Source organism: Duganella sp. FT27W, from assembly GCF_009295655.1.
Taxonomy (GTDB): Bacteria; Pseudomonadota; Gammaproteobacteria; order Burkholderiales; family Burkholderiaceae_D; genus Rugamonas; species Rugamonas zoogloeoides.
The window spans coordinates 860,079-872,286 of sequence record NZ_WHIV01000003.1 but is presented as its reverse complement, the minus strand read 5'-3'; the positions used below and the strand labels follow the sequence as shown (position 1 = coordinate 872,286).

The 12,208-nt window shown below is 64.1% G+C and carries 16 protein-coding genes; 9 read left to right on the top strand and 7 right to left on the bottom strand.

The window, feature by feature from the left end:
* Nucleotides 1–16: 16 nt before the first annotated feature.
* The 7 genes from nuoN to F8197_RS29100 are packed head-to-tail and all read left to right on the top strand — an operon-like array spanning nt 17 to nt 4,674.
* Nucleotides 17–1,522 (top strand): NADH-quinone oxidoreductase subunit NuoN, encoded by a 1,506-nt coding sequence (gene nuoN, locus F8197_RS15690; RefSeq protein WP_152882654.1) that lies wholly within the window; start codon nt 17–19, stop codon nt 1,520–1,522.
* Nucleotides 1,522–1,833 carry a DUF2818 family protein gene (locus tag F8197_RS15685; protein WP_152882653.1) on the top strand — a complete coding sequence of 104 codons (312 nt, stop codon included), beginning with the start codon at nt 1,522–1,524 and terminating at the stop codon, nt 1,831–1,833. The genes nuoN and F8197_RS15685 overlap by 1 nt, the downstream gene beginning before the upstream one ends.
* A 47-nt stretch (nt 1,834–1,880) precedes the next feature.
* Nucleotides 1,881–2,432, top strand: a complete 552-nt coding sequence (locus F8197_RS15680; RefSeq protein ID WP_056143696.1) for an NUDIX domain-containing protein — start codon at nt 1,881–1,883, stop codon at nt 2,430–2,432.
* A 22-nt stretch (nt 2,433–2,454) separates the two neighbouring features.
* Entirely contained in the window at nt 2,455–3,162 is a 708-nt protein-coding gene (locus F8197_RS15675) for a hypothetical protein (RefSeq protein ID WP_227012268.1), read from the top strand.
* Nucleotides 3,163–3,168: 6 nt separating this feature from the next.
* Entirely contained in the window at nt 3,169–3,870 is a 702-nt protein-coding gene (gene ispD / locus F8197_RS15670; RefSeq protein WP_152882651.1) for a 2-C-methyl-D-erythritol 4-phosphate cytidylyltransferase, read from the top strand.
* A 16-nt stretch (nt 3,871–3,886) separates the two neighbouring features.
* The gene (gene ispF / locus F8197_RS15665) at nt 3,887–4,375 is read left to right on the top strand and encodes a 2-C-methyl-D-erythritol 2,4-cyclodiphosphate synthase (RefSeq protein ID WP_056143705.1); all 489 of its coding nucleotides are present in this window, start codon (nt 3,887–3,889) and stop codon (nt 4,373–4,375) included.
* On the top strand, nt 4,375–4,674 hold the full coding sequence (locus F8197_RS29100) for a hypothetical protein (RefSeq protein WP_229214499.1): 300 nt from the start codon (nt 4,375–4,377) through the stop codon (nt 4,672–4,674). The genes ispF and F8197_RS29100 overlap by 1 nt, the downstream gene beginning before the upstream one ends.
* A 153-nt stretch (nt 4,675–4,827) precedes the next feature.
* On the opposite strand, the gene F8197_RS15655 is transcribed toward F8197_RS29100, so the two are convergent.
* The gene (locus F8197_RS15655; RefSeq protein ID WP_193333447.1) at nt 4,828–6,096 is read right to left on the bottom strand and encodes an MFS transporter; all 1,269 of its coding nucleotides are present in this window, start codon (nt 6,094–6,096) and stop codon (nt 4,828–4,830) included.
* Between the two features lie 114 nt (nt 6,097–6,210).
* On the opposite strand from F8197_RS15655, the gene F8197_RS15650 reads away from it, so the two are divergent.
* Nucleotides 6,211–6,834, top strand: coding sequence for a TetR/AcrR family transcriptional regulator (locus F8197_RS15650; RefSeq protein WP_152882650.1), 624 nt, complete (start codon nt 6,211–6,213; stop codon nt 6,832–6,834).
* Between the two features lie 9 nt (nt 6,835–6,843).
* Here the strand turns inward: F8197_RS15650 and F8197_RS15645 are convergent, their stop codons facing one another.
* Nucleotides 6,844–7,311, bottom strand: a complete 468-nt coding sequence (locus F8197_RS15645) for a nuclear transport factor 2 family protein (protein WP_152882649.1) — start codon at nt 7,309–7,311, stop codon at nt 6,844–6,846.
* A 277-nt stretch (nt 7,312–7,588) separates the two neighbouring features.
* Between F8197_RS15645 and F8197_RS15640 the strand changes: the two genes are divergently transcribed.
* A complete protein-coding gene (locus F8197_RS15640; protein ID WP_152882648.1) occupies nt 7,589–8,578 on the top strand; it encodes a diacylglycerol kinase family protein in 990 nt (329 codons plus the stop codon).
* 5 nt (nt 8,579–8,583) lie between these two features.
* On the opposite strand, the gene F8197_RS29185 is transcribed toward F8197_RS15640, so the two are convergent.
* From F8197_RS29185 to F8197_RS15620, 5 genes are all read right to left on the bottom strand, one after another.
* Nucleotides 8,584–8,715, bottom strand: coding sequence for a hypothetical protein (locus F8197_RS29185; RefSeq protein WP_255472977.1), 132 nt, complete (start codon nt 8,713–8,715; stop codon nt 8,584–8,586).
* A gap of 8 nt (nt 8,716–8,723) precedes the next feature.
* The gene (locus F8197_RS15635) at nt 8,724–8,969 is read right to left on the bottom strand and encodes a type II toxin-antitoxin system prevent-host-death family antitoxin (protein WP_373996903.1); all 246 of its coding nucleotides are present in this window, start codon (nt 8,967–8,969) and stop codon (nt 8,724–8,726) included.
* Nucleotides 8,970–9,155: 186 nt separating this feature from the next.
* A complete protein-coding gene (locus F8197_RS15630) occupies nt 9,156–9,629 on the bottom strand; it encodes a hypothetical protein (protein WP_019920306.1) in 474 nt (157 codons plus the stop codon).
* Between the two features lie 92 nt (nt 9,630–9,721).
* On the bottom strand, nt 9,722–10,726 hold the full coding sequence (locus tag F8197_RS15625) for an FHA domain-containing protein (protein ID WP_152882647.1): 1,005 nt from the start codon (nt 10,724–10,726) through the stop codon (nt 9,722–9,724).
* Nucleotides 10,723–12,207: a serine protease gene (locus F8197_RS15620; RefSeq protein ID WP_152882646.1), complete on the bottom strand. Its 1,485-nt coding sequence runs from the start codon at nt 12,205–12,207 to the stop codon at nt 10,723–10,725. The genes F8197_RS15625 and F8197_RS15620 overlap by 4 nt, the downstream gene beginning before the upstream one ends.
* Nucleotide 12,208 lies beyond the last annotated feature (1 nt).

Below are 12,208 nucleotides of genomic sequence, written 5' to 3'. Positions count from 1 at the left end.
CATCGAGAAAATCCTAATGATTACACCTATTCCACAAGAGGCGTTCAACATCGCCCCGGCGTATGCCGAGGTCACGATGATCGTCGGCGCTTCGCTATTGCTGTTGGTCGACATGTACCTGTCGGAGTCCAAGCGCTCGATCACGTACCTGCTGTCGCTGGCACTGCTGGCCGTTTGCGCGACCATCAGCTACGGCGACTTCATGGCAGGCACCACCACGTACACCTTCCATGGCATGTACGTGTCCGACCCGATGTCGAACCTGCTCAAGCTGTTTACGTACCTGGCACTGGGACTGACCCTGATTTATTCGCGCCAGTACACCACCCAGCGCGGCATGATGACCGGCAACCTGGGAGGCGAGTTCTACGTCCTGGCGCTGTTCGCCGGCCTGGGCCAGATGATCATGATCTCCGGCTCGCACTTCCTCACCATCTACCTCGGTGTGGAACTGATGTCGCTGTCGCTGTACGCGCTGGTCGCCCTGCGCCGTGACAACCACAAGGCCACCGAAGCGGCGATGAAGTACTTCGTCCTCGGCGCGCTGGCTTCGGGCTTCCTGCTGTACGGTATGTCGATGCTGTACGGCGCTACCGGCACGCTGGAAATTTCGAAAGTGGCTGCTGCCGTTGCAGCCGGCACCATCAAGCCGACCATCCTGGTGTTCGGCATCGTGTTCCTGGTCGCTGGCCTGGCATTCAAACTGGGCGCGGTGCCATTCCACATGTGGGTACCGGACGTGTACGAAGGTTCGCCAACCGCAGTGACCCTGCTGCTGGGCGGCGCACCGAAGATCGCCACCTTTGCCGTCTGCATCCGCCTGCTGGTGGAAGGCCTGCTGCCGCTGGCAGGCGACTGGCAGCAAATGCTGATGGTCCTGGCCGTGATGTCGCTGGTGATCGGTAACCTGACCGCCATCGCCCAGACCAACCTGAAACGTATGCTCGCTTACTCGACCATCGCCCAAATCGGCTTCGTGCTGCTGGGCCTGCTGTCGGGCGTGGGTACCACCGTCGGTACCGGCGGCATGGAAGCGGCCTACAGCGCGTCGATGTTCTACGTGGTTACCTATGTGCTGACCACCGTGGGCACCTTCGGCCTGCTGATGCTGCTGTCGCGCGCCGGTTTCGACGCCGACAACATCGCCGACTTCAAGGGCCTGGGCAAACGTAGCGGCTGGTTCGCGCTGATGATGACCATCATGATGTTCTCGATGGCCGGCGTGCCACCGCTGGTCGGCTTCGCCGCCAAGTTCTCGGTACTGAACGCAGTACTGGGTACCGGCCAGGTATGGCTGACCATCATCGCGGTGATGTTCTCGCTGATCGGCGCCTATTACTACCTGCGCATCGTCAAAACCATGTGGTTCGACGAGCCGGTTGACAGCGCACCGCTGGATGCACCGGCCGACATGAAAGTGGTCTTGAGCCTGAACGGCGTTGCCATCCTGGCGCTGGGCGTGCTGCCAGGCCCGCTGCTGGCCGTGTGCGCCGCCGCCATGAAAGTGACGCTGGCTACCTGATGGACGTCAACGTTGCCAGCTGGTTGGTGATCGCGGTAGCCATCGCGGCCGCCAACCTGCCATTCTTTAACGACAAGGTGCTGGCCTTGGTGCCAGCCCGCTGGTCGAACGAAGCCAAGCCGCTGTACGTACGGCTGGCCGAGATGATAGGCTTGTACTTCGTGGTGGGCGCCATCGGCATGGCGCTCGAAGCGCAGATCGGCACGCGCTTCCCGCAGACCTGGGAGTTCTACGCGATTTCCGCCTGCCTGTTCCTGGTACTTGGCTTCCCCGGCTTTATCGTGCGCTACCTGCGCCGCCCCCGCGATTAATGTTCCGCTGATACACTGTTGCTCTTCGAACCCCTGGAGAGCAGCACGTGAATCTGACCGAAACCCGCCTTGATGGCGAACTGGCCTACGATGGCCACTTCCTCAAAGTCCAACGCGATAATATCGAACTGCCCGATGGCCGCCACGCCGTGCGCGAGTACATCAAGCATCCGGGCGCGGTCGTGATCTTGCCCGTGTTCGACGATGGCCAGGTCCTGCTGGAAAACCAGTTCCGCTATCCGCTGCACCGCGCCTTCATCGAATTCCCGGCCGGTAAACTCGATCCCAACGAAGACCCGCTCGATTGCGCCAAGCGCGAACTGGTCGAGGAAACCGGCTATACCGCCACCGACTGGCAGTACGTCTGCACCATCCACAACGCGATTGCCTATGCCGACGAACACCTCGACATCTACCTGGCGCGCGGCCTGGTCGCGGGCGAACAAAAGCTCGACGACGGCGAATTCCTCGAACTGTTTACCGCGCCGCTCGACGACCTGCTGCAATGGGTGCGCGAAGGCAAAGTGACCGACGTGAAAACCGTGATCGGCGCGTTCTGGCTCGACAAGCTGCGCGCCGGCGACTGGAAGCTGGGCTGACCGCATGCGCGGGCTGGCGCTCATGTTGATGCTGGCTGTGCCGGGCGCCGCCGGCGTGATGGCGCCGGCGCCTGCCGTCGCTGCTGCGGCAGCTGCCCGCACGCCATTCCAGATCCGCTGCGAAGACACGATCAGCAAGACCATCTCTGTCCTCTCCAGCAAGAACAACGGTTTTACCATCAACAACCAGTTGCCATACCGCGCGCTGACCCTGAAGACCGGCAGCATCGACGGCCGCCGCGAAACGCTGGGTTTGACGGTGACGCGGGCACAGTATTCGGCCACGCTGGGCGGGCCGATGTTGCAGGACCCGGTGAGCGGCTACGAGTGCGTAGCGCCGAAGGTGGAGGTAAAACTCAATTATGCGCCGGTGCTGATCTACGTCGGCAACGAGTTCGCGCCCGGCACCTGCGCCTATAACGTCATCCTCGAGCACGAGCAGCGTCACCTGAAAGCCTACATGGACAACCTGGTGCGGGTGGAAAAAGTGGTGCGCGCGGCGCTGGAAAAGCGCTTCGACGCCAGGCCGCTGTACGCGCCGTCGGGCACCGCGCAATCGGCGCTGCAGCACGAGATCAACAGCATCTGGTTCCCGTTCATCAAGGCGGAATTCGACAAGGGCAACGTGGAACAGGCTAAAATCGACACCCCGCAGGAATACGCGCGCCTGGCCGAGACCTGCAACGGCGATATCCGCCGCATCATCGAGCAACGCCGCCGCAAACAATAGAACTACATGACCGACACCAATCCCCCCCCTCGCTATTTTGCCTTGCTGCCCGCCGCCGGCGTCGGCGCGCGCATGGCCGCCAACGGCCCCAAACAATACCTGCCGGTCGGCGGCAAGCCGCTGTTGCGCCACGCGGTGGACGCGTTCCGCGCCAGTCCGCTCGTTGCCCACACCTACGTGGTGGTCAGTCTTGAGGACGGCCAGATCGACGCCGTGCTGCCACCGGGCCTCGATGGCGTGACGGTGCTGCGCTGCGGCGGCGCCACCCGCATGGATTCAGTGCTGAATGGCCTGCGTGCGCTGCACGGCCAGCTGTCTGATACCGACCTGGTGATGGTGCACGACGCCGCCCGCCCGGGTTTGACTCCGGCGCTGATTGAAAAACTGGTGCAGGGCGTGGGCGACCATCCGGCAGGAGGCTTGCTGGCCTTGCCGGTGGTCGATACCGTCAAGCGCAGCGGTGACCAGGTTGCCACCGTGCCGCGCACCGGCCTGTGGCTGGCGCAAACGCCGCAGATGTTCAGCTACGCGCTGCTGCTGCGGGCACTTGGCAGCGCCCCGGACGCCAACGCCATCACCGACGACGCCAGCGCGGTCGAGATGCTGGGACTGTCGCCGCGTCTGATCGAAGGCCATCCCCGCAATCTCAAAGTCACGCTGCCGGCGGACATCCGCATCGCCGAGATGTACCTGGCCGCCACCGAATAAACCTTAGAAAGAACACATGAGCAAACTACCATTCCGTATCGGCCAGGGCTACGATTGCCACGCACTGGTGGAAGGCCGCAAGCTGATCATCGGCGGCGTCGACATTCCGCACCACCTCGGTCTGCTGGGCCACTCGGACGCCGACGTGCTGCTGCACGCGATCACCGACGCCATCCTGGGCGCCGCCGCGCTGGGCGACATCGGCAAGCATTTCCCGGACACCGACGCCCAGTTCAAGGGCGCCGATTCGCGCACCTTGCTCAAGGAAGCCGCGCGCCGCGTGGCCGCCACCGGCTACCGCATCGGCAATATCGACGCCACCATCATCGCCCAGAAACCGAAGATGGCGCCGCACATCGCCGCCATGTGCGCCAACGTCGCCGAGGACCTGGGCGTGGACATCGGCCAGGTGAACATCAAGGCCAAGACCAATGAAAAGCTCGGCTACCTGGGCCGCGAAGAAGGCATCGCCGCCGAAGCAGTGGCCTTGCTGCTGGCAGACTGATGGCGCGCGACATTTACGCCTACCGCCAGGTGGCGGTGCACTCGGTGCAGCGCGGGGGGGCGGTGGAGATCCACCCGGTGCCGGGCCAGGCGTTTTCGCCGGAGCTGCTGGTGCAGTGCTCGCAGCGGTTGAAGGACCTGAACACGTACCCGCTGGGTACGTGCTTCTTGCTCGACGCCAAGCTGACCGACCGGGGCGGCAACCAGTACATGTATGCGTGGCACGGCGATGCAGTGCAGGTGTTGTCGCCGAAGCAGACCAAGGCGTTTCTGGCTGAATTCCGGCGCGGGCGGATTTAACAAAACCTGGATCCCCGCGTTCGCGAGGATGACTGCGCTCGGGCCTCAGGCCATAAACCCGTCATCCTCGTCAACGCCACAGGCTCTAAATCCGTCATCCCCGCGCAGGCGGCGATCCATGGAACTTACGAGCCGCAGCAATCTCACCGGCAGTCAATGTACCGCCGTCAACTTCACCGACGGCCCACCATCCTCATCCCCGAACCGCCAGATCACCAGCGCCATCGCCAGCGCAAAAGCACCGCCGGCAATCATCACGCCCGACACCCCCAGGTGATCGGCCACGATGCCGCCGACCAGCGCGCCGCCGGCCAGCGCCACTTGCGCCGTCGAGACGAACACCGCGCCGCCACTCTCCATCGCATGCGGCGCCGCCTTGAACATCCAGCTCTGCACCGAGATCGGCATCATGCCGAAGCCGAGTCCCCAGGTCACGATCAGCAGCACTACGCCCGCCAGCGACGTGCCCACCAGCGGCAGCGCCAGAGTCGAGAGCCCGATCACCAGTCCCACGGTCATCAACGACCGCCGTACGCTGCGCGCCACCAGCCAGCCGCCGACCAGGTTGCCGATAAAGCCCGCCACGCCATACGCCAGAAACAGCGCGCTGATCACCCCCGCACCGAGCTGCGCCACCTGCACCAGGAACGGCGTCACATACGTGTAGGCCGAGAACTGGCCGATAAATACCAGCAAGGTCACCGCCATGCCCAGGCGCGCTTTCTTGATGCGCAATAGTTCCGGCACCTGGCGGAATGTCAGCGAGCCGGCAGCCGGCAGGCTGGGCATCAGCGCCAGTTGCAGCACCAGCACCACCGTGCCGACCGCGCCGGTGGCAAGAAAGGCCGCGCGCCAGCCGGCGATCTCGCCCAGCAGCGCGCCGGCCGGCACCCCGGCCACCGTGCCGACCGAGACGCCGGCAAAGATAATCGACGTCGCCCGCGCTGCATAGGGCGCCGACACCAGTCGCGTGCCGATCGCGCCGCCGATGGCCCAGAAGCCGCCGACGCCCACGCCGAGCAGCGCGCGCGCCAGCAGGATCAGGGTGAACGAATCGCTGAAGGCCACGATCAGGTTGGAGACGATCAGCGTGGTGGTGAGACCGGCGATCACGTAGCGGCGGTCGGTCTTGCCGATGCCGATGGTAACCAGGATGGCCGCAAACGCGGCAATGATGCCGGGCAGGGTGACCATCATGCCGGCCGTGCCCTCCGAGATGCGCAACTCGGCCGCGATCGACGGCAGCAGGCCGACCGGCAGAAACTCGGTGGTCACCAGCGCGAACGAACCGATGCCGACCGATAGCACGGCCAGCCAGGCGGCGCGGGTGGGTGGGATGAATGCGGGATCGGGTGCAGGATCGGTTACAGGATCGGGCAAGGCGTCCGCAGGCAGAGCCTGAGCAGTGGAAGTCTGTTGCATAATATGGGATTCCGGGTGGGTTGAACTGGTCCGTAAAAACGCTTGAGTTTTTTACTGGTCGGTTCATAATGAATCCACCGCTGCTTGCTGTCAACGAGTTTTTAACCGAATGGTATGAAAGAATCCGCATCCACCACCCGCAAGACCGGACGCCCGCGCACGTTCGACGCCGACACGGCGCTCGACAAGGCGATGAAGGTATTCTGGGAAAAAGGCTACGAAGGCAGTTCCTTGCCGGAGCTGACCGAAGCGATGGGCATGAACCGGCCGAGCCTGTACGCCGTGTTCGGCAACAAGGAAAACCTGTTCCGCCTGGCGCTGGAGCGTTACGGCGCCACCCACGATCCGCTGTTCAACGCCGCCTTGCAGCTGCCGACCGCGCGCGCCGTGGTCGAGCATTTTTTACGCGGCAACGCCGACGCCCAGACCGAAGCCGACAACCCGCAAGGCTGCCTGGTGATCAACGGCGCGCTGGCGTGCAGCGACGATGCTCTACCGATCCGCGCGTCGCTGATCGAGCGCCGGGCCCTGAGCGAAGCGCGCCTGAAGCAGCGTCTGGAGCAGGCACGCGACGAGGGCGACCTGCCGGCCGACTGCTGCCCGGGCCAGATGGCGCGCTACGTGATGACGGTATCGAACGGCATGGCCGTGCAATCAGCCGCCGGCGCCTCGCGCCAGCAGTTGCAGGAGGTGGTCGATCATGTGTTGCGCGGTTGGCCGGGACAGGCGGCGCGCTGAACCTGGCGATTAAGGTTTGGGCGGGCGGATGCCCGTGTATTGGGCCGACACCAGCACCCATTGCTGGCCGACCAGGCGGGCGACATAGCCGCCGCGCATGGCAAATTGTCGCGCGACGCCGCCCTGGTTCATGCTGTACGAAAGACGTGCCGACACCAGCGCCGTATCGCCCTTGTCGCCGATAATGCGCACCACCGGCTCGTCCACCTGGACCTGCGGAGCAGGGCGCTTCAATTCCGGTGCGTAGAACGACAACATCTTCTCCCGGCTGTCCACTTCGCCCACTGGCGATATCTCGACATAATTTTCCGCGGTTGTGGTGCGCAGGGTGGCCTGGTCGAAGTTGCTTTGGGCCTGGGCGTGGCGTTCGACCAGCGCTACCAGTTCGGCATCGGTCGGGGCCGCGTGCGCAGTGCCAGCGACCATCATGATGCCGGCTGCGGCGCCGGCAAGTACTGCGGAATAATTCAAGGTCATTGCGTCATCCTCATCGAAACTGCCTGGTCAGGTTTGGGAATACTGCCCGATACATATTACGTGGCGAGCGGCGACGCTTCGGAGGTTTGAGACGGTCGGTGCGATTCGGGCGATGGAGTGTCTTTTAAGGGGAGTATTCCGTACTTGCGCGGGGACGCTACACCACCGGAATCCTCGACGTTCGCCAGCGCGTCACTGGGCATTTCCAAACACCAATGAAACATCTACCGTGTTAATGTCAACGTTACAATGATCATCCGCACCAGACCGGTGATGCATGATCAACCTGACCCACGCCATGACAGCTACCGCTGCCCCGCCCGACGCCACCTTTTTCATCGCCCTTAACGCCGGTTCCGGCCATTCGGAGACCGACGAACGCCGCTCCACCATCGAGACCGTTCTGCGCCAAGCCGGCCGGCATTTCGAACTGACCATGATCGACGAGCCCGGCACCATTGACGAGATCGCCGCCAGGCTGGCCAAGCAGGCGGCCGACAGTGGCGGCGTGCTGGTGGCAGCCGGCGGAGATGGGACGATCAACGCGGTGGCGCGGCAGGCGGTGGCGCATGGTTGCCAGTTCGGCGTGCTGCCGCAGGGGACCTTCAATTATTTTGGCCGCACCCATGGCATACCCGAAGACTTGAGCGAGGCGGTGCACGCGCTGCTGGCCGCGCGCGTGCATCCGGTGCAGGTAGGGGTGATCAACGACCGCGTGTTCCTGGTCAACGCCAGCATCGGCTTGTATCCGAAAATGCTGGAAGAACGCGAGGCGGACAAGAAGCAGTTCGGCCGCAGCCGGCTGGTAGCGGCGCTCTCGGCCCTGAAGACGCTGCTCAGTCCTCATCAACGATTGCGCCTGGTGCTGCAGATCGACGGCAAGCCGCAACGCCTGCGTACCGCCACTTTTTTCGTCGGTAACAACCGCCTGCAAATGGAGCAGATCGGTATTCCCCCGCTGAGCGATGCGCTCGAAGATGGCCGCCTGGCGGCTGTGGCGCCGCGTACCAAGGGCAAGCTGGGCATGTTGTGGCTGATGCTGCACGGCGCGCTGGGCCGGATGGGGCGGCTGAACCAGGCCGACGAGCTGACCACCTTCAGTTTCAAACAGATGGAAGTGCAAGTGCGCAGCCTGTCGCGGCGGCGCCAGGTCAAGGTCGCCACCGACGGCGAGATCACCATGATGGACAACCCTCTGGAAATCCACGTGATGGATGAGCAGTTGCTGTTGTTAAAGCCCGAGCCCAAGCCGGCCGCCGCCGACTAAGCGTCTCAGGCGATCCCTGCCAGGTCGTTGCCGAGCAGGCGGTGCAGTTCGGCGATCAACACGTCGGGTCCGTGGTACAGCGCGCCGCTGCTGACCGGCACCACGGCGTCGCCGACACGCACGATCAGTTGCGGCACGCCGCGCACTACGAGAAATCAGCGGGCCGAGCTTTGATAACCGCGCGGTTGGCTTCGAACTCGATGTCGGTGGCATCGGGCATTGCCAACGCCTCGGCAATATTGCGCCGCTGTTTAGTCAGCCGCTGGTAGTGCTCAAAGCTCATCAGTACATAGGCAGGGCGGCCGTTAAGCGTAATGAATACCGGCTGCTTATTAGCAGCGCGTTGTGCTTTGCCCACATGCCGGGTGAACGCGCGGTTAGAGATGACAATAGTCACGGGGCAACCTCGACAAATTTACCCGGGAATTCTTCTCTCAGCGCCTGGGCCAACTGGACACGCTGTTGCGTGCTTTGTGCTGAATCCAGAGATTGACCGTTTGCCCATTCTCGACCACCGACAGGCGATACGACGAACGGCAGAACAGCGGCCGGCCGGCGCTGGCTTCCGACGCTCCGCTTATTCCTTGTTGGAACTTGTCGCCAGCGCCACGATCGCAATTCCCGCTGCGACAATCAGCGCATCTTCGATCAGGCCGCTGCGGGTCTGGCCGATGCGCGCCATGCCTTGTTTGCGGCCGGCAAGCGTCAGGTAGGCCATCGGCACGGCGGTGGCGACGGCCACTGCGGCGCCCGCGCCTTCGCGGCCCTTGGGAGCGAGGGCGGCGCCGGCGATGCCGGCACTGGCGACGCGGGCGATCAGGCCCAGGGCGACGGTGCGGTCGGGGGCGGTTTTCATTTTGTCGCCGTACAGTTCGCCGGCGCCCATGGCCAGCGCGCCGAATTTGAAGATGGGGCGGTCAAGCAGGAACAGCTCGCCCGGGGTGCGGCGGCCGGCCAGGCGGGCGGCGGCGATGGTGGCCATCGGGGTCATCGAACGGGCGCTGGCGACAGCGCCGATCAGGACGGAGGAGAGCAGGCTGCGGATAGTCATGTGGTTTCCCGGTGAGTTAAATGATGGTCGAATCGACATCAATATAGCCCACCGCTCACACAAGCGCCGTCTCCTTGCCTTGCCGACACTGATTAGTCGGTCACCTCGCCATCGCTGTCGTCATCGCCGTCGCCAAAACCGTCCCTGACCGAACGCGCCCGCGCTGCATCGGCGCCTTCCTTGAGCTTGGCAGCATTGGTGAGGAATTGCTCGAGGTTGCGATCCGGGCTTTGCCGTACTTCGGGCGGCAGCAGCACCGACATGTACAGCTCGTCGGACGTGCGGCCCGTCGATTGCGCATTGTTGAGCAGCGACAGCGCCGAACCGACCACCAGCATCACCCACGCCGTGATGGCGAAGCGGCGCGGGTGGTGCGGCTTGATCGTAATGAGGTGGAAGAACAGCATCGCACACACGATGGCCAGCGTGACCAGGCTGCCGTAACGGGTGAACACTTCGGCCGACCAGGCGTAGGCGATGACGTTGCTGAGCGCGCGCCAGATGAACACGGCTGCCATGCCGCTGCCGAGGATGAACAGGTGGCGGCCCATGCGCGCATGGCTGCCGAACAAGCGGTTGGCCAGGCCCCAGGCGCCGGCCCACAGCAGGCCCAGGCCCAGGCTCGACGCCAGCACCAGCAGGTAGCGGATCAGGGCGAATGGTTCGATGTCGGAAATCCACGTACCGAGGCAGCTGAACACGGCGATCAGCGCCAGGCCGATGGACGCCGGCACCGTGCCTTCCCAGCCGTGCATGGTGGTGTCGGCCACTTCGGCCGGCACCGGGAAGTCGGCCGAACGGATGCGCAGGCGCGTATGGCCCAGGCGCACCACGGTATTGCCCTCGACGACGATGCCAGCACCATCGGCGCGCTTGCCGTGGGCGAAGGTGCCGTTCTTGCTGCCGAGGTCGCGCAGCAGCAGCTTGCCGTTCTCGTCCAGGTCCACGATCGCGTGCGACGCGGCGCTGTGGGCATCGTCGAGGATGACGTCGTTGTCGTAGCCACGACCGATGCGGATCGGCAGCGATTGCACCTTGTGCCGGTTCAGCACGTCGCCGTTGCGCGCCAGGATTTCGATGAAGTACGGGGAGGTCATCGTGCACCTCCTGCTGCCGGTTTGGCCGGCACGGCTTTCTTGGGCGCCACAGGTGGGGAAATCGAGAAGGAATTGAGGAATACTTGCGTGAGGCGCATGCCGTTGTCGTAGGAGACGCCGCGCGCGTCGAGCCGGCTTTGCAGGCTCATCGCGCCCTGGTCGGTAGCGGCGGTGAGCAGGGCGAAGTCGTACAGGCCGGCAAACTTGCGGTAGGCGCGCACGCACAGCACCGCGCGCAGCGGCACGTCCTTGCTCTTGACGAAGTCTTCTGTGCAGTTGGGGCCGGTCAGGCGGCTGTCCTTGAAGCTGCCGAAGTGCTCGTTCTTGAACGACGCGGAAGCCAGCTGCGAAAAGCGCAACTGGTCGAGGCCGTTACTGCGCATGAACTGGTGACGGATGTTGATCTGGCCGGTCTGCAAGGAGCCGCTGATGAAAATCGCCGACTCCATCGCGCAACTGGCGTCATCCACCGTGAACGGTTTGTCGGCCTTCACGCTCGAACGGCCCCAGCAACGCATCTGTTCGGACTCGCGCACCGGCACCATGTACGGCCCCATCGGTTTCAGGCTCAGCGGAGTGGCCAGCAATTGATCGACCATGGCGCGCTGATGGCTGAGCAACTGGCTTGCCACCACGGCGTTGAAGTCGGCCGGCGGCTTCGGCTGCTGCTCGACCTTTCTCAGCAGGTCCTGGGCGAAGCGGGCCGGCACCAGAAAGCTGACCAGCTCGCCGTCGAGGCGCTTGGACACGTTGATGCCGGCCACCGAGCCATCCACCGTCACGCTGGGACCGCCGCTCATGCCGGAGTTGATCGGGCCGGTAAACATCAGCTGGTCGTAAAAGCTGCGGGCGATCACGCCGTTGTAGGCGCCTTCCGAAATGGCAAAGCCGAGGTCGAGCGGATTGCCCATCGAATACAGGTACTGGCCCTGGGTCAGGCCGGCCAGTTTTTCGGGCATCTTGAAGAAGCCGGTGCCGTTGCGGCTCACGCGCAGCACGGCCAGGTCATGCAGCACATCGACCGCCAGCAATTCGACATTGCCGCGTTTGCCGCTGGTATCGACCCATTCGCCGACATAGGTGTCCGGATCAAGCGCGAATTGCGAGACCACGTGGTAGTTGGTCACCACCAGATTGCTGGTGCCGATAAGGAATCCCGAGCCCACCGACGACTGCGTGCGGCCGCTTTTGAGCAGCGAGCGCACTTGCAGGATGTCGTTCTTGGCGGAGGCGTACAGGTGCTGGGCAGCAGAGGAGGGCGGCGGCAGCGGCGCGGAGTCGGCAGTGGCGGCGACCTCGCCGGGGGCACTCGGCTTGCCAGCAGCACCCGCCGTGAGCGGCGCCGCCGGGGCGGCTTTCGCAGCAGGAGCAGCGGCGGGAGCATTCGCCGGCGCAGCCGCTGGCGTATTGGCTGGCGCTGCCAGCGCGCCGGCGCTGGCCCAGGTCATGGCAAGTGAAGCAACAATTACGGTGAATTTCATG

What these genes read in the sequence shown, in the direction of transcription:
- nuoN (WP_152882654.1), top strand. Translation starts at nt 17, where the DNA reads ATGATTACACCTATTCCACAAGAGGCGTTCAACATCGCCCCGGCGTAT.
- F8197_RS15685 (WP_152882653.1), top strand. Translation starts at nt 1,522, where the DNA reads ATGGACGTCAACGTTGCCAGCTGGTTGGTGATCGCGGTAGCCATCGCG.
- F8197_RS15675 (WP_227012268.1), top strand. Translation starts at nt 2,455, where the DNA reads ATGTTGATGCTGGCTGTGCCGGGCGCCGCCGGCGTGATGGCGCCGGCG.
- ispD (WP_152882651.1), top strand. Translation starts at nt 3,169, where the DNA reads ATGACCGACACCAATCCCCCCCCTCGCTATTTTGCCTTGCTGCCCGCC.
- ispF (WP_056143705.1), top strand. Translation starts at nt 3,887, where the DNA reads ATGAGCAAACTACCATTCCGTATCGGCCAGGGCTACGATTGCCACGCA.
- F8197_RS29100 (WP_229214499.1), top strand. Translation starts at nt 4,375, where the DNA reads ATGGCGCGCGACATTTACGCCTACCGCCAGGTGGCGGTGCACTCGGTG.
- F8197_RS15655 (WP_193333447.1), bottom strand. Translation starts at nt 6,096, where the DNA reads ATGCAACAGACTTCCACTGCTCAGGCTCTGCCTGCGGACGCCTTGCCC.
- F8197_RS15650 (WP_152882650.1), top strand. Translation starts at nt 6,211, where the DNA reads ATGAAAGAATCCGCATCCACCACCCGCAAGACCGGACGCCCGCGCACG.
- F8197_RS15645 (WP_152882649.1), bottom strand. Translation starts at nt 7,311, where the DNA reads ATGACCTTGAATTATTCCGCAGTACTTGCCGGCGCCGCAGCCGGCATC.
- F8197_RS15640 (WP_152882648.1), top strand. Translation starts at nt 7,589, where the DNA reads ATGATCAACCTGACCCACGCCATGACAGCTACCGCTGCCCCGCCCGAC.
- F8197_RS15630 (WP_019920306.1), bottom strand. Translation starts at nt 9,629, where the DNA reads ATGACTATCCGCAGCCTGCTCTCCTCCGTCCTGATCGGCGCTGTCGCC.
- F8197_RS15625 (WP_152882647.1), bottom strand. Translation starts at nt 10,726, where the DNA reads ATGACCTCCCCGTACTTCATCGAAATCCTGGCGCGCAACGGCGACGTG.
- F8197_RS15620 (WP_152882646.1), bottom strand. Translation starts at nt 12,207, where the DNA reads ATGAAATTCACCGTAATTGTTGCTTCACTTGCCATGACCTGGGCCAGC.